Origin of the sequence: Paeniglutamicibacter sp. (genome assembly GCF_046714615.1) — a bacterium.
Lineage (GTDB): Bacteria > Actinomycetota > Actinomycetes > Actinomycetales > Micrococcaceae > Paeniglutamicibacter.
On sequence record NZ_JBKKAP010000146.1, the window covers coordinates 30303 to 56829 of the forward strand.

The window sequence follows — 26527 nt, forward strand, 5'->3', positions numbered from 1 at the left end:
ACAAGCCGCCCCGTTACAGTCACGGGGTTAGTGGCTTTCCCGGTCCTCCGGCGTGTGAACCACCAGGACGGGGCATTTTGCGTGGGCGATGCAGGAAGCGCTGATCGACCCAATCAGCAGCTTGCCCATATTGCCGTGGCCGCGCCTGCCCACGATGAGGTAATCGGTGTTCCCACTGGCTTTGACGAGTGAGGATTTCGGATTTCCCTGCACAAGGCTGATCTTGAGGTTCGGAGGCGTGTCAGACCCGAAAACACTTCGCGCCGCCTGGGTCACGACCTTCGCGGCGCTTTCCCTGAACCCTTCGATGCCAATCAGCACGTAGCCGTCATACAATCGGGGTTTTCCCAGCTACCGATGGCCTCGATACTGGCATTCGAGGACTTTGCCAGGTATCGGGCTTGTCGGGGGGCTTCGAGTGAGGCCTCAGAGCCATCCAATCCCACGATGATTGTTGGTGTTCCGGATGCCTGCCCCATGAGAATCTCCGATGTCTGGTGGGTGGTCTTTCCACGTTATTCGAGGCGCCGTGCGAGGCGTAGTGAAGCCTTCGGAAGATTGAGGCAACATACTCGATGAGCGCCCTGCCGGTTGCAGCCGCCCATGCCGACGAAGCCTTGTCGGTTGTCTGTCGGGGACTGGCGATGCCCCTTGTCGACGACCTGCATCTGTGGCGGCGTTTTCCACACTTCAAGTTTTTGTAGAGTATCAAGGAAAGAACTCGGACTTGCTTGATAAAAGTAACGAACTGGCGTTGCCCATGCTGGCCTCGGCGATGGGAATGGCCGACAAAGAATGATCGCTACGATCTGTGTACCTGACTGACAGGAAGACTGAAGCACCTAAGGGTTGATGAAGAATCCAAGATTCTGTCGGCTACCCCTTGTGGCTACACCTCAGTGGGAAGAGAATCGGGACCGCAGGGGGTGGTGGCGGAACGATTGGCAATCGCAGTTCTCGGAAACGAAGGATTTCGAGAAAGACACGAATCGAGAACTCACGGTGCGGGCCCCTCATCGTGGGGATGTGGGTTCCCGCCCTGGAAAATTGGTTCGTCTGTCACTTTCCGAAGTCGACTGCATTGGGATTCCCGGATTTTGGGGCGGGTGCAGGCGACTTCTGACGTGGTTTGTCAGGAGTCATCGGCGCCACTCTGCCATATCGTCCACAGTCGTATTCATTGACGATGCATTTCATGCACGGAACCGTCCCCTCGTTGTCGAGCATGCAATCCAACCCCGCGCCCTACCATTCCCGGCCGTGCGCTGCTCCAAGCTCATTTCATTCAGCCTTTATCAGACGGAGTGTTGCCTGATTCATTGAATGACCTTCTGACCCGCCAAGAAAGAAATGCCGGGCCGTTTTCGGTGCGAGGAACCAGTCAGGGACTGACGGTGCACGACGTTGCCGTGGCATCAGACCACCTTGAAGGCAGGAGCGCTGACCGCTGGTCCGACCTTGGCAAGGCGATTCCGCAAGAACAGAATGTAGGGGATCATCACGACCGCGATGATCCCCACCATGACTGAATCCCACAGCACGGAGTGAGCGGTGATCGTGCCGCTGATGTTGAACAAGACGTGGAATGCAACGCCGGGCATAATGCTTCCGGTGAGCACTGCGCAGTATGCCAGGGCGATGCCGATAAGCACTGCCGCGACCAGCTGCAGAGCCTGGTCGGTGAGCGAGTACCCGCGCAAGAGGTTGATGATGTGGCCTTTGCCGAAGGTGACTCCCGAAATGACGATCGCGCGAGTGGATCTGCCGCGCGCCCTCAACGCCTGGAGCAAAAAGCCACGGAACAGGAGCTCCTCAATGAATCCGACGGCCGTCATCAGGAGAATCGCGTACAGGATGATCTGCGGGTCAAGGTCGGGTGCGAATCCCTTGGCATACTGCAGAAAAGCGATCGCAAAGAGAGGGAGATAGAAGAGCGCGGCTGGCAGTGTGCCGGGCTGCACCGATCGAACTCCGTAAAACGCAAGCCGTCCACCAAACCGCAGATAGACGATCAGCACGATCGACAGAGCAATGAGCACGATGCTGGTGAACCCGGGAAAGCCGAGTTTCTCCCCGAAGAAGTCGCCGATGCTGACCGCTACGATGTAGATCGCAATCCAGATCAGTGCATGCCCGATGGGCTTGGTGTCCTGCAGCTAGCGCATGTGACTCCTCCGATGATGATCCGTGTTTACGGGTCTTGGCCAGACTACGTCCCTTGCATGGACTCTTAGGGTCGCTGCTGGGGTTTGTTTGCGGGAATCCATGACAGATGGTGGGACTGCCAACGACCCGCCACATCGCTTCAGTGAAGCATCCCGGGACGATTCAGGAAATGCGGGTGCGAAGCCATCAGTGCTTCCGAAACAGGACCGGGTACATTGCCGCGGACAGCACCCCTGCGATCACGCCAGCGGCCGTTCCGACCGCCCCGGAATCGGTCACCCAATGCGCGGCCACTATGACCAAGGTGGTTCCGCCCACAACGGCAGCCATGAACGCGATGATCCGCACTGGGTCGTTTGGGTTGCTTGGGCCTGGTGGCATGGACCCCACGCTTCGGCGCTGACGCGTAGGGGACCGTCTGGGAATCCATAAAGGTGGACGCCGGTTGGTCGGATGGGAGTAGTCACCTGCCGGAGGTACCCCGGAGACCGCTACCTTCCGGGCTTGCAGTCGCTGCGTAGACGTCTTTGACCATTCCGCGCAGACGACTTCCGAAAATGGCAGACACGCCAGCAGGGGCAAACCTCGACGCCGCCCCGCCGAGGCCCGCCAACGACACGACGTTGGGTCTAGTGTGGGAATGACCCTTGTTTTTGGTATCGCTCACAGAGGAGAGATGATGCGAGCACTAGTGATCTACGAGTCCCTGTGGGGAAACTCCGAGATGGTCGCCCGCGCAATCGCCACCAGGCTCAGCACCGGCGCCACCGTCGACGTGGTCGACTCTGACGCCGCTCCAGTGTCCGTCGGTGGCTACGATCTGATCATTGTTGGGGGTCCGACGCACGCCTTCTCCATGTCGCGAGCCGCGACACGAGCTGATGCGGTCAAGTCGCACCAAGCCCCGCACGAACCGGTTCGCGGCATCCGCGAATGGCTGAACGAACTCGAACGACCGAGTACCAAGATCCCCGCGGCCACGTTCGACACCCGCGTCGACAAGCCGCGGTTGCCGGGCTCAGCGGCGAAGGCAGCCAAGCACGAAATACGATCCCTTGGTTTCGAGACCTCGATCAAGCAGGAGACCTTCCGCGTGCACGGTTACGAGGGTCCACTCCTTGACGGAGAACTCGAACGCGCGGCGGTGTGGGCAGATGAGATCCTCGCATCCCTTGGCGACTGACATCTCGCAGCACACCCGATCGCAAGTGCGCCAACGGCCTCAACCCGCCTTTGCTGCGCAGTTCGTGGATGAAGGGTGAGAAAACGTCTGCGGGTTGCCGGGGGCATTGGGATCTCAACCGTTGCGCTGGTGGTGCTCTCCATGGCCAGCAACTTGGTCCTGGGCGCGATCGAGAAGGCGAACGTTGACCCGTATGGCGAGAGAGTCAGCATCGATGGCGGCAAAGTCAACGCGTCGGTGACCGGGAATGGTGAGCAGACCCTGGTACTACTCAGTGGCTACGGCACCGCCTCACCTGTACTGGACTTCACGCCCCTGGTCGAAGAGCTCAACGACACCTACACCGTTGTCGTGATCGAACGGTTCGGATATGGCTATAGCGATCTGGATGTCCCCGGGCGAACCGTTGAAAAAATCTCCATCGAGCTGCATGACACGCTCGCGGAACTCAAGGTCAAAGATTACGTCCTGGCAGCCCACTCCCTGGCCGGAATTTACAGCCTGGACTACGTCAATCGTTTCCCCGGCGAGGTCTCGGCCTTGGTCACCATGGACGGGACAGTTCCCGAGGCCTTCGCCGTTGCGCCGGAGATCGGCGTTTGGGAACGGTTCCTTTTGGTGACCGGCTGGGTGCGATGGATGACCGTGCTGAGCCCGGCAATCACCGCACCAGCGGCCCCCGCTGGTGTCTACTCCGAAAGCGCCATCGAGCAGATCCGGTTGATGACGATCTGGAACTATGCCAATCCGGCGATGATCGATGAGAACAACAGGTCCGCGGAGAACTTCGATGCGGTGGCGGGATTGAGCTACCCCTCAGAGCTTCCGGTGCTGGCGTTCCTGTCGCAGCAACTCATCGACGCCAACGCGCAGTGGCGTCCTGCGCACGAGCAGCAACTGGAATCCGTGGATCGTTCGGAACTCGTGGTGTTCAATGGCGGTCACTACTTGCACTGGACGCACTCAAAGGAAATGGCTGAATCGATCGAACAGTTTCTCGGCAGAGCAACCGCATCGTCATTCGGAAACGAGGAATCCCAGCGGCCGGCCGTGTACAGATGACTTACCAGAGATCGAACGGACTTAAAAGGAGACACAGTATGAGCGATCAGTCCAGGTTGCGGGACACCATCGAATTGCCGTCCAGCTACCAGCAGCACACGACGGTCGATCTCAAGAAGGACAGAAAGTTAACCGTCGCAGTCCAGGGAATCTTCGTACTGGTGGTTCTCCTTGCCGCGGTAGCCGCGCTGCTACTCGATCTACCCCCGGCCACGTCCTGGCCTCACCTCGTCACCATCCCTGTGACGTTGGCCGTTTGCCTTGTCTACATGGCGGTCCACGAAGTGACGCACGGGGTGGCCTTGCAGCTGTTGACCAAGATGAAGCCTTCATACGCGGTGAGGTTCCCCTTCCTGACCACCGGAAACCATGCCTTTCTCACTCGCCGGAGCGCGGTAATCGTTGCCTTGGCCCCAGCCGCCATCTGGGGAATTGTGCTGGTCGTAGCCCTGTTCACACTCCCGTCGGACTATCTGCTGAGCGCATACATCCTCTTGACACTGAACTTTGCCGGATCGGCCGGGGACTTCGTCGAGGTCTACGTCGTGTCACGGCAGCAGCAGGACGCGCTCGTCAAGGACGACGGAAATCAGATCCACGTGTACGTGCCGGGAAACTCCAGTGCGGCGCAGTAGAGTCCGCCACGATAGGGCCTCTATCACTTTGGGTGGGCCTTACTCCCGACGGTGGCGGCTTTAGTGAAACCGCAAGTTGTGGTGGTCTCTTTGGCAGCTGTCATCTTCAAACGTCTCCACACGAGTGCGATGGCACCGACGTCCAGACGCCGTTCGCATGCGTCGCCCGCAGTACGACGAACAGGGCGGCTCACTTGCGCCTTATCCGGGCGGCTTTGCGTAGGATCTTAAGAATGAAGCAAAGCCGGGGACCAAGTCAGATTTCCAGAAGGGCCCTGCTGTGCGCGGGGGCGGGTCTCGGCGCGGCAGGGCTATTGACTTCGGTCGGACCCCATCCGGTGGGCCAGGCGTCCGGCCGCAGCGGGGACCCAGCATTGCTGGCTCAGGTGGAGCCACACCTGCGAGGGCTTAACCGGGTTGCACTTGCCTACGTCGACGGCGACGCCACCAGATACGCAGGCATCGGTGCCGACGAGCGAACGCCGTTCGAGATCGGTTCGGTGTCCAAGACATTCTGTGGAGCTGTCTTGATGGACATGGTCGCAACGGGTGAAGTGACCCTGGACACGACGGTCACCGAGATCGTCGATGCGAATGAGTCGGAGCTGGCGCGCGTGACCTTGCAGGAACTCGCATCGCACACATCTGGTCTGCCGGACTTCACGCCCAGCCAGACCGGTAGCCGCAACGCGTGGTTTGGCCTGTTCCACGCCGACGGAGCACATCAGGACGGGGATGAGACGGTGTCCGACGTACTCGGACAGTGCTTGGAGGCGCGGGGCGAATACTCCTACTCCACGGCGGGCATTGCACTACTGGCACACCTGCTGGCCAGGAAGGCCGGAGCTACCTACAAGGAGCTACTCACCGAGCGGATCCTCGAGCCGTTGTCCCTGCGGGATACTCACCTTCCGGTTAACCGGGGCGGTCTGCCCAAGGGGTGGGAGAAGGGTCTGCTCGGCGGGCGTCCTGCCGAGCCATGGACACTAAATGGACTGGCGCCCGGCGGCGGCATGTGGTCCACCAGCGCGGACCTCGCCTCCTGGATGCGTTTGACTCGGGATGAGCGCCAGCCTGGGGCGGCTGGACTTGAGCCGGTGGCATCCGCACCGATCCTGCCGTGGATGCCCGAAGCGCAGATCGCCATCACCTGGGTTCGCGCCACGACTCCAGGAGGGGAGGACTTGATCTTCCACAACGGGCTAACCGGGTCTCACCATTCCTTCGTGGGCTACTGCCCCCGGACCGGGCGCGGTCTAGCCTACATTGTCAATTCCGTGCCGACGGGGGCGCAGCTGGTGATGCTCCAGGGCGACCTTGTTGGGGCGCTGCTGGACGAGGGGGCGTCAACGTGAGTGACACCCTCGTGTTGGCTGTGACCGCGTTGCTTGCTTTCGGCGTTCCCGGGTGGGGTGTTTGGGGTATCTGGCACATCGCCCGGCACAGTCCTACGCGCCAGCGCGCTCTAACGCACGTACTGGGTGTCATCGCCGGGACCGTACTGCTGGGTATGGTGCTCCCAGCGGTTCTGATGGGGGCTCTCGATCCCTTCTGGATATGGCTCGGCTACGCAGTTCTCGCGGTCGGGGCCGCCGCCGTGCTCGCGTGGCGCTGGCCCGCACTGAAATCCGGGAAGGGCAGCCATCCCAGTTTGGTGATCACCTCATGCATCTTGCTCCTGGTGCTCGCGATGGCCGGCATCGCGGTGACGTGAAGCCACGGCTTTCGTGATGCCCAGGATCGAGCTTGAGGTGGTGGGCAGGCGCCCGATCGATCAGCGCCCACACGGTGGATGCGACGACCGCGATCATTTGGACAGCAACGGCAACCAGCCCTGCTTGACCGAGACGCCGTCTCGTGCGTCTGCGGCTGGCGAGAATCCCCAAGATGGTAGCCGCGAAGAGCAGAGCGAAGAAGGTTGTACGGGACAACGTAGACTCCGCTCGTTGTTATTAGTGCCCGTTCTGCCTCAACCAACCTCGCGTGGTGCCCCGGTCAGATCGCGGAGCACTTGCCAACCGATAGAGGGATCGCCGTCAAGCAACCACCCCAGCGTGTACGCACGCACTGGCGCTCCTTCGACTAATCCACCCAGCTTCCCGACCGTACTCATCAGGCAGAGTTCAAGAGCTGTACGCCTCACTCACGCCGAACTCGTCTCGGTCTGCGTGAATCTGCTCGAATTCCCTTGCGCACAGTGCTCTGAATCGCCTGCCGAACAGCCCAAACGTCGCTCCGATAATCGCCAGGCTCACTGCGATTGCCGTGACGGAGAACCAGACCGTCCCCGATAGAGAAACCTCAAAGTAGAAGAGGCCCACGACCACATTGCCGACGCCGTGCACGGTAGCGGCGACAAAATAGCTGCGCTTGGACAGTATGTACGCGATGGAGATCACGACGCTGAAGATCATGCACTGCACAACGTACACGACGAACCACCAGGGCGAGACCTGAAACGCCTGGGCCTGCCACTGCCCGGGGAAGAAGATCCATGGGAGATGCCAGATGCCCCAGACGAAGCCGAGCATCAGCGAGCCTTTCACCAAGCCGTGCCTGATCAGCATCTTGTCGAGGGCGTAGCCCCGCCACCCGAACTCTTCATTCACTGGCCCCCACATGTACAGGCCGAAGATGAAACCCAGGATGGTCAACGGAATGCTGACAAAGCCCTTGACGGTTGCGAAGTCCGGGTTCTCCCCGAAGAACGTGACGAGCACCCAAGTTGCAACGGCGAGCAGCAACACTGCATACACCAGCACGAACCACGTCCCACGCCAGGTAGGAGTGAACCGTTTGAAGTAGTCTTTGCGAGCGTCCTTCGTATAGGTCCTGAACACCATGATGAGCCCGACGGCCGACGGAACTATCCCGGCCGAGAACAAGAAGATGATCTCGCCGACGGCGGTGTCGTTGACACCCAGCAGAACGAAAGCTGATCCGGCAGTCCACGTCCACAAAATTGTTGTAGTGAAGAAGATTCGGAGATGTCGTACTTCTTTAGCTGAAATTTTCGGCCTCCAGACCGTTGCTGGCGCTGCCCTTAGCCTTCGGGATGGTATCCAGCGGGAGCTCCACAGACGGACTCGGCTGCACGCGAGCGAGCCTCTTCCGGCTTGCACTTCGGTACCATTGCCAGAGCCCAATTGCTATTACGATGTTGATAGCGAGCCCGAGCACACCGACTTCCGGACCGTAGACAGCAGTTTCCTTGATGCCAAGCGCACCTTCAGTGGCCCCCATTCCGAAGAAGACGCACACCGCGCCGTTCCAGACGCCGTGGACGACGCTCGTGACGACAATTGACCCTGAGATCAGCCGGAACATGCCCCAGATGATCCCAATCGTGAACGCACTGGCGAAGTATATCGGTACTTGGGCCGCGGACGTCTCGATGTCCGTGCCCAAGAGCAACACCGGAACATGCCAAAGACTCCACGCCAGACTCGTCCACACCACGAGCTCGCCGGCCCCGACACCCGAGCTACGGAGGGACGACCATAACCAACCGCGGAAGACCCCTCCTCGGTGAGCAACCCCATCAGGATGGTCACGAACGTAGTGGCCAGGAATCCGATCATCGCGGCTGACCAGTCTGTGCCACGCGTATTGATGGCATCGCCGAGCCACGCCGCTAAGGCAAGAACGCCCAGCACCAGGAGCGGATGAAGGAGACCAACACCGTAATGGCGTGGTCGACCGCGGACCAGCCCCATCTTGTTGCGGGAATGGCGCCCCAGGTACCAATAGACACCCATCAAGGGAAACAGTGCGAGGGCGGCGAAGGGCGAAGGCAGACTGTCCGCTCAGGTTGATTGCGGTGGTAGCCACGATCCCTGAGAGCGCACCGAACACAGGTTGCCGCCAAGTCGGACTGTTGTATAGGGCCATACCACCGAACTCTAGCTCTTATCGGCGAATTGAACGGGCATCAGGTACGCGGGGTCCGGCTGCTGGCCACGGGAGACGCAGCCCCAGCCAATCATGGCTGGGGTTCTCACCACATATTCGTCCCATTACAAGACCGGTGCGGGGGTCGATGATGGTCCTTTGTCACTCCCCAAACGCAGGGCCTGTCCGCGGAAGTGTCCCCGGGTGGCGACAGGCCGTCCCCGATGCGTTACCGTGGGCCTTGAGTCGTCGGTGAGTTGCCACGCTTCGTGAAGATGGCAGCGACGAGGCGGCCGCATCCGAAAGATGAGGTCCTCGTGACCAGCAGCACCACCGGGCTCCCTGGCACTCCCACGTCGACGACGGACAGCATGACGTTCCGCTCGATGCTAGCCTTCTTCATCGCCACATTCGCGCTGTCCTGGGGGGCGGGTATTCTCTACGTGGTGTTCCAGGAGCAGGTGGAAGCCATCTTTGGGCCCATGGGTTACACGAATCCGGTCTTTATCTTCATGGTCTACTCTCCGGGCATCGTCGGCGTCCTGATGGTATGGCGCCACTACGGGCTCAAGGGTCTGGGCTCGTTTTTCGCCGCTTCGCACTGTGGCGCATGCCAGTGGTGTGGTGGCTCGTGCTGATACTGGGCATGCCGGCGGTGTTCTACGCCGGTGCCCTGGTCAAGGGGAGCCTGGCCGACCCGTTCCCGTTCTCCTCGGTTTGGCAGTTGCTGCCGGCGCTGCTCGCGATGTTGCTCATCGGCCCCGTCGAGGAGCTGGGCTGGAGAGGTGTGGCGCTGCCGCTGCTGCAGCGGCGGCTTGTGCCTCTGTGGTCGAGCCTCCTTCTCGGTCTCGTCGTGGCGCTTTGGCACACCCCGTCCTTCCTGTTGAGCGGCACGAAGCAGGCGGCGTGGGACTACTGGCCGTTTTTCTTCGGGATCATCGCGATCAGCGTCATCCTCACCCCCATGTTCAATACCGCTCGCGGAAGCCTCGCCGTGGCCTTCGTGTTCCATGCCCAAATGAACAATCCGATCTGGCCCGACGCCCAGCCTTGGGACATGTGGTTGTTTGTCACCGTGGCGATCATCGTGGCCGTGCTCAATCGCGGCACGGCAGCGACCGAGGTAGTTTTCCCTTCGACCGATCTCGGCTCTCGGGTCGGCTGATGTGAGAGGAGAAACGGCGAAGCGCCACCTGACTGCCACCCGCACGCAATCGAATTTTCGCGGCAACATTGTCCACGCGCTGAAACGATCGGCCGTCTCAAAGCCGGCGTGGTTCTTCGCGGCGGTATGGTTCACCTCCGTGATGGTGCTGATTGCGGGAGGGCACGGCATCCCGGTGGGCGGCATAGTCGTCGGCTCTGTCCTGCTCCTGCTCAGCCTGTTTGTCACGGGAGTCACCGAGCCGGCACGGGCCGTGAGAGCCGTTGCCGGCCCCGCACGCCGCCGGGTGTGGGTGCAGCTCGGGCTGGTCGCGGTCTTCATCGCCCTCACCGCGTGGAACGGCCTTGCCTTCCACAAAGTCATCGACGGAAACGCGGACATCCCGTTGTGGACGCCTCTGGTCGAATGGCTCCAACGCCTGGGCGAACGGTGGTTCGGTGAGGGGCTGGGCACCTTCCTGGTCAACCCTGTTACGTATGTGCTCATTCCGCTCGTCGTGCTGCTGTTGGCCAGCGCGCGCCTTCCGGCGCTGGGCTTCGTGAAAGGCCACCGGGTGGGGCGGGCGCTGCTGATCTGTTGCGCCCTTCCGGTCATCTGGCTCGCCTTCACCTTGATCATCGGGCAGCAGACGATCGTCCGGTTATTGGGCGGCTTCATATCGGATTTCATGCAGAACGGCTTCCTCGAGGAGTTCCTGTTCAGGGGTCTTTTGCAAACGCGCCTGCGGCTGCTCGCAGGGGCAGGTTGGGCGCTGGTGCTTCAGGCCCTCATGTTCGGCGTCTGGCACCTCGGGTCCGGCTTTGCCAACACTGGTCATGCCGGACTGTTGCCGGCCATCGCCATCACCATCGTCCAGCAAGGGCTCCTGGGACTCTCATTCGGGATTCTCTTTGAACGCACACGCAGCTTGCTCGTCCCGTCCGTCGTGCACATCGCGGTCAACAGCATGGGATGAGGCTCCGCAGCGGGCCCGCAGGTACCACTCTAGGGTCTCCACCGCCACAGTCTCTCGGGTGCGCCACCCGTGCCGATTGGGTGTCGGCCTGTCGGGCCTCAGGAATGACATGCTTCGCGTTCACGGACTAGGTGCCGTCTCAGCGGTAGTCAACGCCTCCGCGTGGGCAATCAGTCGCGGCCGAAGCTGGTCTCTCCTCTGCCAACCGCTGAGTGCAGTGCCCGTTCGCATGGCGATCTTCCCGTCGTCGCCTTTCTCGTCGCCGTCGCGCAGGACCTGGTGAACTCGATCCTGCGATCCACGCGTCATCCATCCAATTCGGTCCGCTGTTCCAGTTGGTGGCCCCATGCTCGGCTGAGGTGCGGCTCGTCCGGAGAATTCCGGGTTTATCGGAGTCGGTTTCACCAATTTTGGCGTGCCGCCGTGGCCTTTCTGCAAGACTGGTCTCATGTCCCACAGTCTTGATCTCGCACGGCGGTATTGGCTGGTCACGCTCACGATTGTTGTGGGCGTCACCGGGATCCTTCTGGCACTTGGCGGCGCAGGCTGGCTCGTGCAGTGGCTGTTCAGCGCATATTCCCTCACGATCGCTGCCTGGCAGGCCGTGGGGATGGTGCGGGCAATGCTGCGTCGGGAATTCGGGCTCGACATCCTTGCGGTGACAGCCATCGTCTCCACGGTCGTGGTCGGCGAGTACATCGCAGCCCTAGTCGTCGTTCTCATGTTGACCGGCGGCGACGCCCTGGAGAACTATGCAAACCAGCGGGCAAAACGCGAGTTGGACGCGCTGCTCAACCGTGTGCCGCAGCTCGCGCACCGCTCTATGGAGGGCGGCTACTGCGACCTGCCGGTCAATGCGGTGCGGGTGGGCGACGTGCTGCTCGTGCGCCCGTCGGAAATCGTGCCGGTCGATGGCGTGCTCCTCTCCGCCGAGACCACCCTCGACCAATCCTCGATCACTGGTGAGAGCATCCCCGTGGAGAAACGGACCGGAGACGCGGTACTCAGTGGCGCCGTGAACGGGCAGGAAGCCGTGGAGATCCGAGCCACGGAGACAGCGTCGGCTAGTCAATACCAGCAGATCGTCGCACTGGTCGCCCAGGCCGCTGAGAGCAAAGCGCCGGTCGTTCGGCTCGCCGACCGGTACGCCGTACCGTTCACGATCTTCTCGCTGGCCCTGGGGGCGGTCGCTTGGTGGCTGAGTGGTGATCCCGTGCGGTTCGCCGAGGTGCTGGTGCTTGCCACCCCGTGCCCGTTGCTGATCGCGGCGCCAGTGGCGTTCATCGGCGGTATGAGCCGGGCAGCGCGCAATGGCGTCATTGTGAAGAGCGGTGGGGTTCTGGAACAGCTGTCGGCGGCGAAGACGGTCGTTTTCGACAAGACCGGCACCCTCACCTATGGAACGCCAGCCCTCGCGGAGGTTCGGCCCGAGCCTCCGTTCACAGCGGACGAGGTGCTGAGCTCCGTGGCGAGCGCCGAGCAGTATTCGTCGCATGTGCTCGCGGCTTCGATGATCGCTGCGGCCAAAGAACGTGGACTCCAATTGCACGAGGCCGCGACGGCGCAAGAAGCCGCCACAAATGGCGTGGTCGCTAGTATTCGGGGCCGCGAGGTGGTGGTCGGGAAGTTCGCGTTCGTCGCCCAGCACGCTCCGGAAGCGCGGCGCACGCAGATCGGACCTGGCGAACTGGCAATCTATGTGGCGATCGGCGGGGTGTACGCGGGAGCACTGCTGGCAAGCGACCGCCTGCGGGTGAACGCGAAAGCCACGCTGCAACGGCTCGAGAAGCTGGGCGTCAGGCAGTCGATGATGCTCACCGGTGATGCCGCAGAAACGGCACAGCACGTCGCGTCGGAGCTGGGCATCACCCGGGTTCGCGCGGAATGCCTGCCAGCGGACAAAGTGGCCGAGGTCGGAGGTATCGCGGAGCGGCCGGTGATCATGGTCGGTGACGGAGTGAACGACGCGCCCGTGCTCGCTGCGGCGGATGTGGGCATCGCCATGGGCGCCAAAGGCGCAACGGCGGCGAGCGAATCGGCGGATGCCGTGATCCTCGTCGACGACATCTCCCGCGTTGCACTGGCAGTCAGAGTCGGACGCGACACCGTTCGGATCGCCCTGCAAAGCATCTGGCTAGGAATTGCAATCTCGGTCGTGTTGATGGTGATCGCCGCGTTCGGGGTGATTCCCGCGACGGCTGGCGCGCTCATCCAGGAACTTGTCGATCTGGCGGCGATCCTCGCCGCCCTGCGCGCGGTCGGCGGTCGGCTCGACGAACGCGAAGCGGATACGAACGCGGCGCAGACGGACCAAAGCCCGCGAGCGGGCGCACGCCACACGGGCTGACCACACTTCCTCTACCTTGTACTTTGGCAAAGTGGAGGTTCAGCACATGATGCATCCCATAAAGCGCCGACAGTGCGTTGCACGACAGGGTAGAGGCCGGCCTCTTCTGCTGGGACATGTGGAACGAGCTCGTCATTCAGAACTCATACGACTCGTCGGCCTCGGCGGCCAGGATTTGGGTGTGGACGGCGGTGCGGTGTGCGTCCTCGGCGGTGTGGGCGAAGAGGGCGGCGGCGACCGGGGAACGTGGCCGTATCCACGACCTCGCCGGTGGCTGCCTCCAGGATGGCGTAGGTGTTGGTGCGGGCGTGGGTGCCCACGCCGACGATGTTTGAGTTTTTCCCGGACTGCAATCATGGCAGTGGCTTCCTTCCCAAGACGGGATAATGGTCGGCCAGCCGGGGTGGGATCGCGCCGAGGCAATTCTCTAACGAGTCACGTCCTGCGGGGTGCCGCGGGATGGACAACCTCCTATCAGGCCACCGTGCGAGCCAAACTGGCCTCACGGGCTGAGCGGACAAGCCAGGGGAAAGACACTGCCGAGGGCAGGTCAAAACAGTTACGAGTCACGCCCGGCCCATGCGGGTCAAGTCTGGCATCCAGCCTCAGGCTTGCCACTACCTATGAGAGAAAGGTTACCTACGCAGAGGTTTCTTGTGAGTCATCGCGACCACTCGTGTCGCTACGAGGATCGCTGCAGACTGGGCCGCATCACGAGGGGGGTGATGAAGCGTGTGGCGTGTGCTGCTCCTGATCTTCACTGGGTTCTGCGTGGTTTCGGCCATCGCCGGATTCGTCTATCTCGGCCCCCGTGGCGCTCCGGGCTGGCGACTCGACTTCCTTGAGGGCAGTCCGTTCGAAAGTTACCTGTGGCCCGCGATCATCCTCTTCGTCGTGGTCGGCGGAACACAGCTGCTTGCCTTCGTGCACCTGCTGCTCCGCCGGGCTTCGGCGGCCTTCTGGACCGCGGTCGCAGGATTCGCGCTTGTGATCTGGATCATCGCGGAGCAACTGCTGTTCCATGTGCCGGACATCAGCGGTGGATGAATCACGTTGCCAATCCTCCAGATCGTCTATTCCGCTATCGGCCTGGCGAAGCTCGGCTGTGTGCTCGCGCTGCTCGGTCTGTTCGACCGGCAACACACACACGCGCGGTCATCTCCCGAAGAGCGACCGGGCCAGAGGAGCCGTCAGCGCAGCGACCGTGACAGCCATCAGCAGGCCCGCGACGAGGTAGAGGGCTGCGACCAGAATCAGGGGCTGCCTTCGTCGACGAAGGGTGACGGCGCCGCAGTCCACAGGATCGCCAGAAGCCAGGCACCCACGTTCACCGGAACCCATCGAAACGCCCCCTCGCGGTGCAGCACAAACCACTGCGCGAAGGGGATCGTGCCGAGCAGCACGGTCGCCCCCATCACGAGCAGCACGACGCGCTCGTCAAGGACGACGGAAATTAGATCCAGGTGTTCGTTCCGGGAAACTCCCATTTGGCGAAGTAGAGCCCACCGCAATAGGGTGCATGTAGCTTTGGGTCCGCTACTGCCGGTAGTGCCCCACTGTCTGTCTATCCGTCTCACGAACCGCAGGCTTCAGGACGCTAAAGCGAGGCAGCATGTTTTGTTGGTCTCTCCCGTAACTGTCCTCTTCAACTTCTGCACGTCAGCGGAAGTTTCATGGCCGAGAAGAGCCCCGTGGGTAGGCACTGGTCGGCATTGGCCATTTAGAGGGCCGCCAACCAAACCGGCAATGACCATGATGGGGAGCATCATTGCCGGTGGAGCCCTCGACCCGAGCTGTTGGCGAGGAGCCGGAGAAACGGGCTGTTGACAACCCGGCGGCAGGACCGTCGCAGACGGGCTCTGCGCGGCGTTCCCCTTACGCCGGCCTTTCCGCTTTATAGGCGCCGTTGTCACCATTTGCCGCTGTCATCCCAGCCTCGTCGATACGAAGTTTGTTCAAGTGCAGGATGCCCAGTACTAGGAAGAGCATGGAAAGCCCGAGTGCGGGCCAGAATTCCCCCGGGTTCAGCGTGGCATTGAACAGCGGCTTGACCAGCTCGCCCACCGCCAGGGAGAAGATGAGGGTGAAGCCGAGAACGTAGATAGCAGGCAGTAGAAGCAGCCCGGTTCCATGCGACCTGTAGGCCAGGACGGAGAGGATCAGGAAGGTGGGCATGATGAAGCACAGGTCCAGAATGAATATTGAGTAGAGGGAGTCGATCTGCTCCCCGGTGCGCATCAAGGGCAGGAGCATCCCTATCCAGAGTGGGTAGAAGATGAGTGGCTGCAGGATGGCACCGGAGGCCGATAGCAGCCGAACAGTTTTCGGGAGGGCCGGCTGGGGGAGGTCACGGCGTATGTGGGCTCCGGCGCAGACCAGAGCCCAAAAGGCCAAGGTGAAAACTGCCATGTAAACGAGATACAGGCCGTTGTAGGCGCGCTCGATGACGTATATCCCGTATGCGTAGAACAGATATCCCAGGAGCCCCAGAGCTATGATCTGCCGTTTCACCCGGTTGCCGTGGGCCGTGACGGCCAGGTACAGAAGGCCGAGCGCGGCAGCCACGGAGAGCAGGTCCTGTGAAAAGGCCCCCGGGATGAGTTCTTCGCTGACGATTCCGTCGTAGATCGCGGGGCGCCACAGCCCTAATGCTGCGGCAACGAGTGTCATGATGCTGATAACAGCCCACAGGGACCGATGAAGGTTGATATGACTGAGCATGGTGCCCTTTCGGGGAAGGGTGCGCTGGCTGATTTTTCTCGGGGTCGCGGCGCGGAGTACTTTGAGCTGCGCCTGTATGCCCCAGTGAAGTCGGTGGCGGCGATAGCCGCAAGGCCTGTCCGAGAAAGAACACGATGGACTACCTCAGCAGCAGGCCAAAACACGGACCTGTAACGTCGGAAGTCAGAGGCGTTCATCCCTATCAATGCCCACGTTCGACGACGGATGCCGAAACAAGTTGCAGCTTGGAGGCAGGACATTGAAAGCAGCCGTTGTTTACGAGTCGATGTACGGCAATACTCACCGCATTGCCCAAGCAATAGCCGAAGGACTGGCGACGGCGACTGACGTGGTTTCCGTCTACGCTGTAGGCAGGATAGACCTAAGGGGCCTCGATCTGTTGGTCGTCGGGGGACCCACACACGAAGACAGTGATCGATGTCTGCCGGGTCAACGCGACAAAACCCCACCCAGCGTTCAACGAGGCATGCGCAAGCACAGAGAGCAGCACGCTTCCCCGGGGCGGTCCGCAGGTTAGGTGGTAGTTCCGAAAGCAGCCTGCACGGCCTCGGCGAGGATTTGTTCGGCCTTATCCTCGAAGCATTCGATGCCCATGGCCACGGGCGATGTGGTGGAGCAGGACAGTTGGCCGCGGGCCGAGTCCAGTTCCAGAGAGGTCGTTTCTGCTACTCGGATGCAACGGCCCCGGTGCCTCCTGCTCCCTTGGAAGTAGCGGATTCCACGACGCGCCGCGCAGCGAAGCCGGTCAGTGAAGCTACGGTGGCAGCCATAAGAATCCCCGCCAATACGTAGACCACCAACAGCACCGGAAATGGTGTCTTTTCGTCGATGAACGGCGACGGTGCCAATGTCCAGAGGATACCGGCTGACCACGCAAGAGAGTTAACGGGAATCCACCAGAAGGAACGCGGGATCAGGCGGCGCAGGACAAGCCATTGCAAGGACGGAATCGAAACCAGAAGCAGTACCGCGCCCACGAGAATCCAGGGCAGGGCTGACGGAGAACCTGGGTCGAAGCCGGCGATCGTGCTGGGCAGCATACCAATGGCCCATGCGACTGCAGCGCCCCCTGCGGTAGCCACGACCCACGAGGAACGTCGTACGACCGAAGGACCAAAACCGATCGACTGACCGGCCCCGAGCAGGGCCCCTTCGCACGCGCCGGCAACAATCATCAAAGGGTAGACCACAATGCCCGGCGCTGCTGCCAGCGCCAACAGTCCACCCACTGCGGCCGGGACCATGAATCCGATGGCTTCCCCTGCAGTAACGGCAAGTACCCACCGCCGCATGAATGAGCCTGTCATGCGCCTACCGCTCTCCGGTGTCCACTCCAGACAGTGCGGCCTGCCACGTGCTCGAGCCGACGTCTCTGTGCCCCGAAGAGGTAGGCTCCACTGCAGTCGGAGGCAGAGCAAAGATACCTCCAGCAGTCATGCACCCTGAGTACATTGGTTTCGGGTCCTGGCTCCGCGGTATCCATAGCCCGAGCCTACAGACACGGCCAGTCTGACAGTAGGGAGGGAGATTCAGGGCAGCTGCTCAGGACTTTTTCAGGGCGCACCGCCTCTACGAGGTCACGCCCGGTATCGGTGAGATGCAACTCGCGCCGCCGGCCGTCTTCCGCAGACGGGGTTGCGAGCACGTGGCCGCCCAGGATGAGGGAACCGACTGTCGAGCTCATCGACTGTGGGCTCACGCTCTCGAGTCGTGCAAGGTCGGCACTAGTGATGCCCGACCGCTGATGGAGGCGAGGGCTCATTGTTCATGGAGATCTTCGCGGGCACGGAAACCTCAACGCGCAACTGCGGCGAAGCGTGTGGGCTCATAGCCAGTCTTTGCGCCTAAAGATTATGAAGAGACCTACCGACAGCACCGCAATCAAAAGCGTTGATGCGATAAAGCCGGACTCGTGGGCGAAGCCGGGGTAGGGCAAATTCTGGCCGTAGAAACCGGTGATAGCGGTCGGTACGGCGATGATGGCGGCCCAACTTGTGACCTTCTTGGTGATGATATTGAGTCTATTGCCTTGGATGGTCAGATTGGTTTCCACGATCGTGGAGACCAGATCCCGTAAGCTGTCGGTCCACTCGGTGGCTCTCAGCACGTGGTCGTAGAGGTCTTGGTAGTACGGTGCCATTTCGCGGGGAACCAGCTGGACGTCTCGTCGAATGAGCGTGTTGATAACCTCGCGCATTGGAAGCACCACCCGACGTAGTCGAACAAGACTCTTTCGCAGTTCAAAGCTGCGGCGTTGCACGTCAGTGTCGTGGGATCGTTCGTCGAAGAGCAGGTCCTCGAGGGTCTCTATTTGTTCATCGAGCATTTGCACGGTGTCGAAGTGCCCGTCGACTATGAAGTCGAGCAGCCCGTAGAGGAGCGCACTGATGCCATGCGTGATGAGTTCGGCGTTCTGTTCTAGGTGGTCAATCAAATCCTGAATGGGGAAAGCATCATCCTTGCGCACAGTGATAAGGGCCTTGGGAGTGATAAAGGCCGCAATCTCAGCCGTACCCAGCTCCCCCGAGGCTGTATCAAGGCGGACAGCATAAGCACTGAGAAAGTCATGATGCTCGTAGCGGTTGAATTTGGGTCGCTGTTGCACCGTCGTAGCGCCTTCGACGGCGAGCGAATGCAGGCTGAGTTCGTCGGCAACGGTCTGCAGGTCTTGCGGCGTGGGCCTGTACAGGTCGACCCAGATGACGGTGTCTTCGTGAATCAGATGTTCATCGAGCCCCTCCAGCGGGAAGCCTTCATCCAGTAGGACTCCTCGACGATAGCATCTTGTGGTGTTCATACCGCCAGTATCACAGTCGCTGTGCAATCAAGGCCGGCGCATCGCCGAAACCGCTGGCATCAAGAAGCCCGTCTGAGAGTGAACCGTTCCAGCTTGTGCGAAGGTAACGACATTTATGGATCTGGCCTTTTCGTGGACGCTCTCCGTGTCTTGGGGGCATTTGAGCGGGAGTTCCTCGAGCAGGAGTCCGCGCGGAAACGGCTCACCGCCAAAGAGGTCGGATCCCCCTAATCCGTCCTGAGGCGAGAGACAATGCGAGTACGCACCCGAGCTCCCCAAGGCCGACCGCGGAGTATGCGATCTAGAGGCTCGGCAGCAAGATCCATTCGCCACCCCCATCGGGCACATGGAACATCAGCTGCTCGGCGATCGCATGCGCATCCGGTATCTTACCGAGCAATAGTGTTTGATCCCGTTCAGAGTCCTTGGGTCTGTTCCAAGTTGTTCCTCTGTGAGGCAAGTTCAGCCAGCAGACAGTAGGCCTCAGTCTCGACCGCCCACTTGCCGCCGTATGGTTTGTATCTATTGCTCATGGGACCTAAGCCACTTCATCAACAGCCTCAGTAGGACGACGATAGGAACACACCGAACCGAACCGGCCGACCGCCCCGAACACGCTACCTGCGCCGATGGGTCTGACTAGGCCGGCGTGAAGGACTGGGAAAATGACCGTGAACGCGTCAGGAACGCTCAGCGAGGCGGGGATGCCAACGTGGCGTTCCCTCTACTTGGTGGCCGGGATCGGGTCTATCGCTTTTGTGCTGCTGTTGATCGGCGCGCTTGTCGTGGACTTCGTCGCTCCACCGCCGGTGGATGGAGGTGCGGAGACGCTGGAGTTCATCGCCGCAAATAAGGTGCCCTATGTGCTGGAACAGGTGCTGTGGATCCTCCCGAATGTTCTCGCTGTGCTGGTCTTCGTCGCTCTTTTCATTGCGCTGAAACCCATCAACAAGAGCTTCGCCCTGATCGGCGCCCTCCTCGGGGCGTTGTCGTGGGCCATGTTCCTGGCCATCCCCGTCACCAGCCGTGGCTCGCTCACCCTCGTGTACCTCAGCGATCAGTATATGGCTGCAGCCGTCGCGGAGCGCGACCGGTTCGCAATCGCTGCGGAGGCGATTGTGGCCGAGAACAACACCCCGGCGATTGTCGCTGTCCTGTCCGCCGCGGGCATCCTCCTGATCTCTGTCGTGATGACAAGAGGTGTCATGCCGCGCGCAATCGGATGGCTCGGAGCGGTGACTGGGGCGCTGGGCATGCTCAGCGAAGCACTCCGGTACGCCGCGCCATTTTTTTACTGGGGCTACGGCATCCTGCTCTGGGCCTGGTTCATCTCCGTCGGGGTCGCACTCATCTTGCTCGGCCGGCGGACACCACCCGTGTCCGCCGCTGGAGGGCTGATGGTCCCGCCAACGACCAACTAAAGCTCGGGGCCGATGGCTTCATTATCTCGTCATTCGACTGGCCTGGCACTGCCCAGGGAAGCAGGTTCACCTCGATCGACTTGCACGTCATTTCTTTTCTGTTTCCCACTAAATGCCTGCCCGGCGGGAAACCGACCGTTGATGCCATTGGGGACCGTGGCAGCGAGGTCACCACCTTGTCCTATTTTTCGTCGAGGTTCGTCACCGTTGCTAGACGCTGGTGCATGAACCACAAAGCCTCAGGACCCCGTGGCGAACCTTCTCAACGAATGACTAGCCAAAACTCCACATGCCCGCCTTCTTCAAGACCGGTCCGCAAGTTCTGACAGAGCGTGGTGGTTCGCGATCGCCTCCACCGTCATGGCGCAGCCCTCTGCTAGGCCTGATCCTGGCAATCTAAGGGAAAGCTGTCCGCGTGTGTAGCGAAACTGAATGACTCTTGATTGCAGGTGCCTTTGAAAGAGCTTCGTCCCAGATTCGACCCCTCCCGGATGCTACGATCGGCGCAGGATCAGGGAGCGCCACGATCCGAAACTCATTTGGGCTAGAGCGTCGTCGTACGTGGGCGCCCGTCCGTGACAGTTTGATGCGCGCCGTGCCTTCTTGAACGTGCCGCTCAATCCTCCAGCGTTGCCTGAAAAGCAAATCTCTATCATGGCTGCGGGACGGGTAATCCAGTCGTGCCCCGTTATCGAAGATCGCGCTGGGTTGCCGAGATTGTTGGCGTGTTGGGCTCAGCCCGTTCTCGGTTGGGGGCGAGCAGCCAGACCACGACCGCTGGAAGAATCGGTGCGACCGACGCGTATACGATGTTGGGAATGCTGAGAAAGATCGTCTGGTACGTCAGGATCATCGCGGCACTCAGGACATATGACCCGACTCCGACAATAATGCGCCGTGCGGGGGTGAGGCCCCCCGCGGCGATGAAAGCGAGCGCGAAGTTGATGAGGAAAGGTCCCACGAACAATCCTTGGACCTGCACGCTCAAAGACTGTGCGGCGTCGATGGTAGCGCCGGACAAGACGGCGAATACCACCGATATCAAGGCGTAGCCGACGAAGGCTAGCGATGCTGAGACCAGCGCGCGCACAAGACGTTCGAAGACTGGTGGAAGCCCTGCGAGCAGGCCTTCCGGGTGGCGTTCGTAAAGGGCGACGAGCACACTGAAAGTGAGTGTCTGCACGAGCATCTCCGGCATCCCGATGGCGTGGTACCAAAGTGGAAGCTGCGTGTAGGTGATGCCTTCGATTGAGGACGGCGCTGCTGCCGAGGTGGACAAGATCCCGATGCCGACGAGGATCAACCACAACCAGAGCCATCCCAGCCGCTGCGCGAAGACTTCACGGAAGGGCAGCAACACGGCCGCGATGATGATGCCACGAAACACCTGAATGACCGGGCCGATGAACAGAGACACCGATCCGAACTCGACCATGTAATCACGGATAACAGGCCGGGCGAACAACGACGCATAATCGAGCACGATCGACGCGACGATCCCGACCACCAGATACGTGACGACATGCAGCATCGTCGCCCGCATGAGAAAGCGAAAGGTCCGGGCCCTTGGTTCCACGTTCGTGTTCATGCGAGTAGTCAAGCCCGCGTACCGACGGACCGCGAGAGGCGAAGGTCCTGGCAGAATTGCTTATCAAACGCGCCTTGAGCTTGAGCCTCGGCCGTCTCGCCACGAAAGTGTTCGGATTGTCATCGCGCGTGTAGGTGGGTTGCTAGCCCACGCGCTCCTCATGCAACAGGTTCCTTGGCTTCCCGCAAGCCGGTCGTTCACCGGAACCTGTGCAGATGGCTTCGGATATTTTCGAGGCTGCGTGTTGCCGCAGGTTTCATAAGATCCGCGGGGCGATGTCCCCAGGGAAAGGGAATCAGGGCTGGCAGGCCGCTGCATTTGGTTAGCCGGCCCCCAAGACCGGCTACATCAATCACTATCCCGGGGGTACCTCAAGATCGCGATCTGGTATTGCACAAGATCATGGCAATGTTTTCGGCAGGCCGAATCGATCGGTCTTACCCGTAAGGCCGGGGAGCGGCCGGCCTTCCGGCGATATGATGGGAGGCCCCGCCCGGTGTGTGTGTGTGTGTGTGTGTGTGTGCATCAGGCGGGGCCGATTCAACGTGGCACTTAGTAACGTGGAAAGGCCGGTGTGTGCAGGACAGTATGCAGACCGGTATCTCACGGTCCTGTGCTCGGGGGCAAACCCCGTTTCCATCAACGGATGTCTTCTGAACGGAAGCAGGAACCGTGCATAGGCCCGCCAGGGCCGACGTTGATGGTGTGGAGCGCCCGAACCCGCCATTTGCGGCGGTGGGACGGCGACAACATGCCATGACGGTGCAGCCAGGGTGTTGCGTGAGGCCGAAGACGATCGTGGCCTGACACCCCCAAAGCTCCCGCGAAGAGGTGGCGTCCCTTTCAAGCCCCGGACGATTTTCCGCTGGCGGATGCGATGCACGCCCCATGGACACCATCTACCGCACAGCAGGCCCGGAGGACGGGCCACAGAGGAGGCCCCAGCAGCGCAGGAAAGTATTCCGCATCCCATTAGGCGCGGCTACGTTGCCTTTTCTTACGACGGCTGGCTTGACGGGGCCCGGTACCAATCGGTCCTGCAATTGCTGGCAGGTTTGTGTGCCCGGGAGAAACGAGTCCGGGCGCGATTCCCAGCAGGGCCAGAACGAGGATCAGTTCCAACGCGCCCAGCCCGAAGTAGACGCTCTGCAGCCAGGAATAGCCAACAATGGCCAGCTCGATGAAGATCCATATCAACATTCCAAAACCGGCAATCGCCGCCATCAGCGGCGCCCAATGGCGTCGTCTGAGCAAGGCCAATGCTGCGACCAACTGGGTTCCGCCCAAGATGCCGCCCAGTATGAGACCCGGGATGAAAAAGGTCGAGAACGGAGTGCCAGCCAGATGTTCCAACGGGACCCCCGCTCCGTTGAAGACAATCGCCAGCACGGCTCCACCGAATGCCGAAACGGCACCGAAAATCAGAAGTACGACGAGTGCGCTCGAAAATATCCTGCTGGAAATCGGGAGACTCACGATTCACGACCTTCCTAAGGTTCTGGCGCTGGGCCATGTGTGCCTGGCTAGAGATAGCTCGTGGCGGTGGTCCCGATATGAATCACCGATATTCGGTATCAGTCGCTGGAGGCCGTTTCGACGAAATCGACCGGTGCGCAGGTCGGGGGCTTCTGACATGTCCCGCGGGGTTCGATTACAGGATGTGCTGGTCCCTGCTGCGACCCTGTGCCCGAAACCCGTAATAGGTTTCGCACTTTCCACACCAGTAGTCGACGTCCCACTCAATGGGCCGGACCGCTCCCAAACCCTGGACGGGAGCGATTTTCTCAAAGACCAGAAATTCCGCGGTTTGGCACACTTCGCATGTGGCAGACGATCCAAATGCCAGGGGAACAGGTTCCGGATTGCCAACAAGAAGCAAGGAAGGGTGGTGGGGTTCGGCTCCGTCGGAAGACGGCTGAGGCACGTTCATGGTCCATCCTGATCTATGCAATTGTTTGTTGACGCGTTCACGCGGCTTGATCCAAGGGTTCAGAATCAGTGTGGCCCACGCACGGACGGCGTTCAAGACCGGAACGAAGGGTGAACTGTTCGCCGTCGCCAAGCTGGCCAGATTGCGCGGGCGAATGGATGCCATAGTGCCGCGGCCGCCAACCGGGCCTTGCGTCGTCTCGTCGCCAGGAGCCGGGGGTTCCTAGAGTTCCGCGCAATCGCGGCAGATCTTCACACCATCGAACTCCCTGGCTGCCTGACTTCGGTGCCGGACGGTGAAACATTCCCCGCAGACAAACTCATCCGATCCCTGGGGAACGACCTCCACCACGAGCTCATCGAGCACGATCGCCCCCGGAAGCTCTGTTCCCTCGGAAAGGTCCGTTTCCTCCAGGTCGGATTGGACGCTCTTGGCGCTGGGTGCATCCATTTGCCGGACGTCTTTCAAGGTGCGTTCGGAAGCTTCAGCCACCTCCGGTCGAGCTTCGTCGTAATCCTGGGCCATGGTCTTTCCCCCGGGCAGGTCTGTGTGGTGTCGAAAGTGTAGACCCGGGGAACTCGCGGAGGCAAACCCCCAAAAACCGCGCGTGCTCGAACGAAGGATATCCGCTTGATCCCTCAACCAGTTACTCAAGAAAACCAAGGAAACGGTATTTGGGACGGTGGGGCACCTACTTTGAGAAGACATGCCCAACGGCAGAGGAGCGGCTGGTTTGGACCCTTGGGTCAAGGCTCCGGCTTTGTTCATCGGTCGGGCCGGCAAGGCGATCGCGAAGGCCCTGCGCCGCCACGGTTTCAGCCTGGTGGCCGGGCCGGGGAACTTCCTCGTCAGCTCCACCAACCAGTTGCCGCCCGAGGATGAAACCCGGGCGCGGCAGTGGGGAGCCGCTATTGCTGCCAGGATCCGGCCCGCCCCACCATAGGCGTTCACGCTGGTCAACGGTACAGTCACGAGCATCGAAAGGATTGCCATGGCCTCCCATGCAGCTCCACCGTTTGCACCCCTCCCTTCGCCGCCGGCACGCATGAAGCCAGGACACTGGGTTTTGCTGGTCCTCGGCGTGCTGCTCAGTACGCTCGGACTGGGTCTGGCCATCGGCGGAGCCGTGACGCTGGGCGCCGACGCAGCCCAGCGCGACGGCCGTTACCTTGTGGGTGACACCGAAAGATATCGGAGCACGGGATATGCGCTGACCAGCCCGTCGGTGGTCCTCGACCCTGGGTCCGAGGGCATGCGTGCCCTCCCTCAGATCGGGGACTTGGCCAGCATCCACGTGCGCGTCGCGAATGTCGTCCCGGACCAGGAGATCTTCGTCGGGATAGCCGAAGCCTCAGACGTCGAGGCGTACCTGCAGGACGTGGCTCGCTCCTCCCTCGGGGACACCACTTTGTCTTCTGCCGACCAATGGCCGGGGCGTATGTCGTGGTTGAAGGACAATGAGCGGACGACGGCCGGGAACCGGGTCCCGGCCGCCCCGGGGGAACAGGACTTCTGGACCGCCTCGGCCTCGGGGCCCGGTTCCCAGGAGATCTCGTGGGACCTGGAGCCCGGCCGATGGGCCCTGGTGGTCATGAACGCCGATGCCAGCGCTCCGGTGTGGGTGGACCTGCAGGCCGGTGCCCGCTCTGACTTGCTGGGGCCGATCGGCACCGGCCTGCTGGTCGCCGGCCTGATTGCGCTGGTCCTCGGAATCCCCCTGCTGTTGCTGGGAACGGCCGGGCTGGGCCGGGACATCGACGCCGCCCGTCCGCGCACCGGCCAAGGTCCCGGGGCCGCCCTGGCGGAGCATGCGGGGCGGGGGAAGACGCCGTTCTCGGTGTATCCGCTCAGATTTTCCGGTGTTCTGGACGAACGGCTGTCGCGGGGGCTGTGGCTGGTGAAGTGGTTGTTGGCGGTGCCGCACTACATTGTCCTGGCATTGCTGTGGGTCGGCCTCGTGGTGACCACCATCGCTGCCGGGGTCGCGATCCTGTTCACCGGCCGCTATCCGAGGTCCTGGTTCTGCTACAACGTCGGTGTGCTCCGTTGGTCCTGGAGGGTGGGTTTCTACGGGTACTCCGCGTTGGGCACCGACAGGTACCCGCCCTTCACCTTGGCGAGCGCCGATTATCCCGCCGACCTTGATGTCGCCTACCCGCAGCGGCTCTCTCGTGGACTGGTGTTGGTGAAGTGGTGGCTGCTGGCGATCCCGCACCTGCTGGTCATTGGCATCTTCACCAGCGGCACCGGCGCCACGTGGAGCGGCGGCTGGGAGGACGGCGCGGAGCTTTCCAGCAATACCTGGGGACCTTCGCTGCTGGGGCTGCTCGTGTTGGTCGCCGCGGTGCTACTGCTGTTCACCGGCCGCTATTGGCACGGGTTGTTCGCCCTGATCATGGGTGTGAACCGCTGGGTCTACCGGGTCTCCGCGTATGTGTTGCTGATGCGCGATGAGTACCCGCCGTTTCGCCTCGATCAGGGACCACTTGACCCGACCGCCGCTCCGCCCGATGGGCAGGGAACAGTGGAGGGGAACGGGACTCCGGAACCGGGGAACCAACCGCCCGTTTCCACCTGAACCTGCGTGGTCCGCCGGATGGGTTCAGCCCCTTCGGAGCGGCGTGCCGAGGCCGGGCCGCACCCAG

At 61.5% G+C, this 26527-nt stretch carries 25 protein-coding genes; 14 read left to right on the forward strand and 11 right to left on the reverse strand.

The window, feature by feature from the left end:
- Window positions 1-27: 27 nt before the first annotated feature.
- Together ACLQ7E_RS17145 and ACLQ7E_RS17150 are read right to left on the reverse strand one after the other, a co-directional pair.
- Complete coding sequence (locus ACLQ7E_RS17145) at window positions 28-321, reverse strand: universal stress protein (RefSeq protein ID WP_411733779.1); 294 nt, start codon at window positions 319-321, stop codon at window positions 28-30.
- 1094 nt (window positions 322-1415) lie between these two features.
- Window positions 1416-2039 carry a lysostaphin resistance A-like protein gene (locus ACLQ7E_RS17150; protein ID WP_411733780.1) on the reverse strand — a complete coding sequence of 208 codons (624 nt, stop codon included), beginning with the start codon at window positions 2037-2039 and terminating at the stop codon, window positions 1416-1418.
- An 803-nt stretch (window positions 2040-2842) separates the two neighbouring features.
- On the opposite strand from ACLQ7E_RS17150, the gene ACLQ7E_RS17155 reads away from it, so the two are divergent.
- The 5 genes from ACLQ7E_RS17155 to ACLQ7E_RS17175 all read left to right on the forward strand — a co-directional run bounded on the left by ACLQ7E_RS17155 (window position 2843) and on the right by ACLQ7E_RS17175 (window position 6760).
- Window positions 2843-3349 (forward strand): flavodoxin family protein, encoded by a 507-nt coding sequence (locus ACLQ7E_RS17155; RefSeq protein WP_411733781.1) that lies wholly within the window; start codon window positions 2843-2845, stop codon window positions 3347-3349.
- 75 nt (window positions 3350-3424) lie between these two features.
- A complete protein-coding gene (locus ACLQ7E_RS17160; RefSeq protein ID WP_411733782.1) occupies window positions 3425-4411 on the forward strand; it encodes an alpha/beta fold hydrolase in 987 nt (328 codons plus the stop codon).
- Between the two features lie 38 nt (window positions 4412-4449).
- Window positions 4450-5046 (forward strand): DUF3267 domain-containing protein, encoded by a 597-nt coding sequence (locus tag ACLQ7E_RS17165; protein ID WP_411733783.1) that lies wholly within the window; start codon window positions 4450-4452, stop codon window positions 5044-5046.
- A gap of 338 nt (window positions 5047-5384) precedes the next feature.
- A complete protein-coding gene (locus ACLQ7E_RS17170) occupies window positions 5385-6401 on the forward strand; it encodes a serine hydrolase domain-containing protein (protein WP_411733784.1) in 1017 nt (338 codons plus the stop codon).
- Window positions 6398-6760, forward strand: a complete 363-nt coding sequence (locus ACLQ7E_RS17175) for a hypothetical protein (RefSeq protein WP_411733785.1) — start codon at window positions 6398-6400, stop codon at window positions 6758-6760. Before ACLQ7E_RS17170 ends, ACLQ7E_RS17175 begins: the two co-directional genes overlap by 4 nt.
- Window positions 6761-7169: 409 nt before the next feature.
- Here ACLQ7E_RS17175 and ACLQ7E_RS17180 read toward each other — a convergent pair whose 3' ends face one another.
- Both ACLQ7E_RS17180 and ACLQ7E_RS17185 read right to left on the reverse strand, forming a co-directional pair.
- The gene (locus tag ACLQ7E_RS17180) at window positions 7170-8006 is read right to left on the reverse strand and encodes a type II CAAX prenyl endopeptidase Rce1 family protein (RefSeq protein WP_411733786.1); all 837 of its coding nucleotides are present in this window, start codon (window positions 8004-8006) and stop codon (window positions 7170-7172) included.
- 40 nt (window positions 8007-8046) lie between these two features.
- The gene (locus ACLQ7E_RS17185) at window positions 8047-8937 is read right to left on the reverse strand and encodes a lysostaphin resistance A-like protein (RefSeq protein WP_411733787.1); all 891 of its coding nucleotides are present in this window, start codon (window positions 8935-8937) and stop codon (window positions 8047-8049) included.
- Window positions 8938-9254: 317 nt separating this feature from the next.
- On the opposite strand from ACLQ7E_RS17185, the gene ACLQ7E_RS17190 reads away from it, so the two are divergent.
- The 5 genes from ACLQ7E_RS17190 to ACLQ7E_RS17210 all read left to right on the forward strand — a co-directional run bounded on the left by ACLQ7E_RS17190 (window position 9255) and on the right by ACLQ7E_RS17210 (window position 14451).
- Window positions 9255-9575 (forward strand): hypothetical protein, encoded by a 321-nt coding sequence (locus tag ACLQ7E_RS17190; protein ID WP_411733788.1) that lies wholly within the window; start codon window positions 9255-9257, stop codon window positions 9573-9575.
- Window positions 9569-10102 (forward strand): type II CAAX prenyl endopeptidase Rce1 family protein, encoded by a 534-nt coding sequence (locus tag ACLQ7E_RS17195; protein ID WP_411733789.1) that lies wholly within the window; start codon window positions 9569-9571, stop codon window positions 10100-10102. Before ACLQ7E_RS17190 ends, ACLQ7E_RS17195 begins: the two co-directional genes overlap by 7 nt.
- Window position 10103: 1 nt before the next feature.
- The gene (locus ACLQ7E_RS17200) at window positions 10104-11057 is read left to right on the forward strand and encodes a lysostaphin resistance A-like protein (protein ID WP_411733790.1); all 954 of its coding nucleotides are present in this window, start codon (window positions 10104-10106) and stop codon (window positions 11055-11057) included.
- A 448-nt stretch (window positions 11058-11505) separates the two neighbouring features.
- Entirely contained in the window at window positions 11506-13404 is a 1899-nt protein-coding gene (locus tag ACLQ7E_RS17205; RefSeq protein ID WP_411733791.1) for a heavy metal translocating P-type ATPase, read from the forward strand.
- 741 nt (window positions 13405-14145) lie between these two features.
- The gene (locus ACLQ7E_RS17210) at window positions 14146-14451 is read left to right on the forward strand and encodes a hypothetical protein (RefSeq protein WP_411733792.1); all 306 of its coding nucleotides are present in this window, start codon (window positions 14146-14148) and stop codon (window positions 14449-14451) included.
- A gap of 206 nt (window positions 14452-14657) precedes the next feature.
- Here the strand turns inward: ACLQ7E_RS17210 and ACLQ7E_RS17215 are convergent, their stop codons facing one another.
- Both ACLQ7E_RS17215 and ACLQ7E_RS17220 read right to left on the reverse strand, forming a co-directional pair.
- On the reverse strand, window positions 14658-14891 hold the full coding sequence (locus tag ACLQ7E_RS17215) for a hypothetical protein (RefSeq protein WP_411733793.1): 234 nt from the start codon (window positions 14889-14891) through the stop codon (window positions 14658-14660).
- A 388-nt stretch (window positions 14892-15279) separates the two neighbouring features.
- Window positions 15280-16074: a hypothetical protein gene (locus ACLQ7E_RS17220; protein WP_411733794.1), complete on the reverse strand. Its 795-nt coding sequence runs from the start codon at window positions 16072-16074 to the stop codon at window positions 15280-15282.
- 256 nt (window positions 16075-16330) lie between these two features.
- On the opposite strand from ACLQ7E_RS17220, the gene ACLQ7E_RS17225 reads away from it, so the two are divergent.
- A complete protein-coding gene (locus ACLQ7E_RS17225) occupies window positions 16331-16663 on the forward strand; it encodes a flavodoxin family protein (RefSeq protein WP_411733795.1) in 333 nt (110 codons plus the stop codon).
- Window positions 16664-16811: 148 nt separating this feature from the next.
- Here the strand turns inward: ACLQ7E_RS17225 and ACLQ7E_RS17230 are convergent, their stop codons facing one another.
- Window positions 16812-17363, reverse strand: a complete 552-nt coding sequence (locus ACLQ7E_RS17230) for a hypothetical protein (protein ID WP_411733796.1) — start codon at window positions 17361-17363, stop codon at window positions 16812-16814.
- Window positions 17364-17971: 608 nt separating this feature from the next.
- Window positions 17972-18943, reverse strand: coding sequence for a magnesium transporter CorA family protein (locus tag ACLQ7E_RS17235; protein WP_411733797.1), 972 nt, complete (start codon window positions 18941-18943; stop codon window positions 17972-17974).
- A 665-nt stretch (window positions 18944-19608) separates the two neighbouring features.
- Here ACLQ7E_RS17235 and ACLQ7E_RS17240 point away from each other — a divergent pair.
- Window positions 19609-20364, forward strand: a complete 756-nt coding sequence (locus ACLQ7E_RS17240; protein WP_411733798.1) for a DUF4386 family protein — start codon at window positions 19609-19611, stop codon at window positions 20362-20364.
- Window positions 20365-21052: 688 nt separating this feature from the next.
- Here the strand turns inward: ACLQ7E_RS17240 and ACLQ7E_RS17245 are convergent.
- From ACLQ7E_RS17245 to ACLQ7E_RS17255, 3 genes are all read right to left on the reverse strand, one after another.
- Window positions 21053-21952: a hypothetical protein gene (locus ACLQ7E_RS17245; RefSeq protein WP_411733799.1), complete on the reverse strand. Its 900-nt coding sequence runs from the start codon at window positions 21950-21952 to the stop codon at window positions 21053-21055.
- A 972-nt stretch (window positions 21953-22924) separates the two neighbouring features.
- Window positions 22925-23428: a hypothetical protein gene (locus tag ACLQ7E_RS17250; RefSeq protein WP_411733800.1), complete on the reverse strand. Its 504-nt coding sequence runs from the start codon at window positions 23426-23428 to the stop codon at window positions 22925-22927.
- 676 nt (window positions 23429-24104) lie between these two features.
- Window positions 24105-24407, reverse strand: coding sequence for a DUF4193 family protein (locus ACLQ7E_RS17255; protein ID WP_411733801.1), 303 nt, complete (start codon window positions 24405-24407; stop codon window positions 24105-24107).
- A gap of 235 nt (window positions 24408-24642) precedes the next feature.
- On the opposite strand from ACLQ7E_RS17255, the gene ACLQ7E_RS17260 reads away from it, so the two are divergent.
- On the forward strand, window positions 24643-24825 hold the full coding sequence (locus ACLQ7E_RS17260; RefSeq protein ID WP_411733802.1) for a hypothetical protein: 183 nt from the start codon (window positions 24643-24645) through the stop codon (window positions 24823-24825).
- Between the two features lie 48 nt (window positions 24826-24873).
- Entirely contained in the window at window positions 24874-26460 is a 1587-nt protein-coding gene (locus tag ACLQ7E_RS17265) for a DUF4389 domain-containing protein (RefSeq protein WP_411733803.1), read from the forward strand.
- Window positions 26461-26527: the final 67 nt, after the last annotated feature.

What these genes read in the sequence shown, in the direction of transcription:
- ACLQ7E_RS17155 (WP_411733781.1), top strand. Translation starts at nt 2,843, where the DNA reads ATGATGCGAGCACTAGTGATCTACGAGTCCCTGTGGGGAAACTCCGAG.
- ACLQ7E_RS17165 (WP_411733783.1), top strand. Translation starts at nt 4,450, where the DNA reads ATGAGCGATCAGTCCAGGTTGCGGGACACCATCGAATTGCCGTCCAGC.
- ACLQ7E_RS17185 (WP_411733787.1), bottom strand. Translation starts at nt 8,937, where the DNA reads ATGGCCCTATACAACAGTCCGACTTGGCGGCAACCTGTGTTCGGTGCG.
- ACLQ7E_RS17205 (WP_411733791.1), top strand. Translation starts at nt 11,506, where the DNA reads ATGTCCCACAGTCTTGATCTCGCACGGCGGTATTGGCTGGTCACGCTC.
- ACLQ7E_RS17215 (WP_411733793.1), bottom strand. Translation starts at nt 14,891, where the DNA reads ATGGGAGTTTCCCGGAACGAACACCTGGATCTAATTTCCGTCGTCCTT.
- ACLQ7E_RS17220 (WP_411733794.1), bottom strand. Translation starts at nt 16,074, where the DNA reads ATGACACTCGTTGCCGCAGCATTAGGGCTGTGGCGCCCCGCGATCTAC.
- ACLQ7E_RS17225 (WP_411733795.1), top strand. Translation starts at nt 16,331, where the DNA reads ATGCCCACGTTCGACGACGGATGCCGAAACAAGTTGCAGCTTGGAGGC.
- ACLQ7E_RS17235 (WP_411733797.1), bottom strand. Translation starts at nt 18,943, where the DNA reads ATGAACACCACAAGATGCTATCGTCGAGGAGTCCTACTGGATGAAGGC.
- ACLQ7E_RS17240 (WP_411733798.1), top strand. Translation starts at nt 19,609, where the DNA reads ATGACCGTGAACGCGTCAGGAACGCTCAGCGAGGCGGGGATGCCAACG.
- ACLQ7E_RS17245 (WP_411733799.1), bottom strand. Translation starts at nt 21,952, where the DNA reads ATGAACACGAACGTGGAACCAAGGGCCCGGACCTTTCGCTTTCTCATG.
- ACLQ7E_RS17255 (WP_411733801.1), bottom strand. Translation starts at nt 24,407, where the DNA reads ATGGCCCAGGATTACGACGAAGCTCGACCGGAGGTGGCTGAAGCTTCC.
- ACLQ7E_RS17265 (WP_411733803.1), top strand. Translation starts at nt 24,874, where the DNA reads ATGGCCTCCCATGCAGCTCCACCGTTTGCACCCCTCCCTTCGCCGCCG.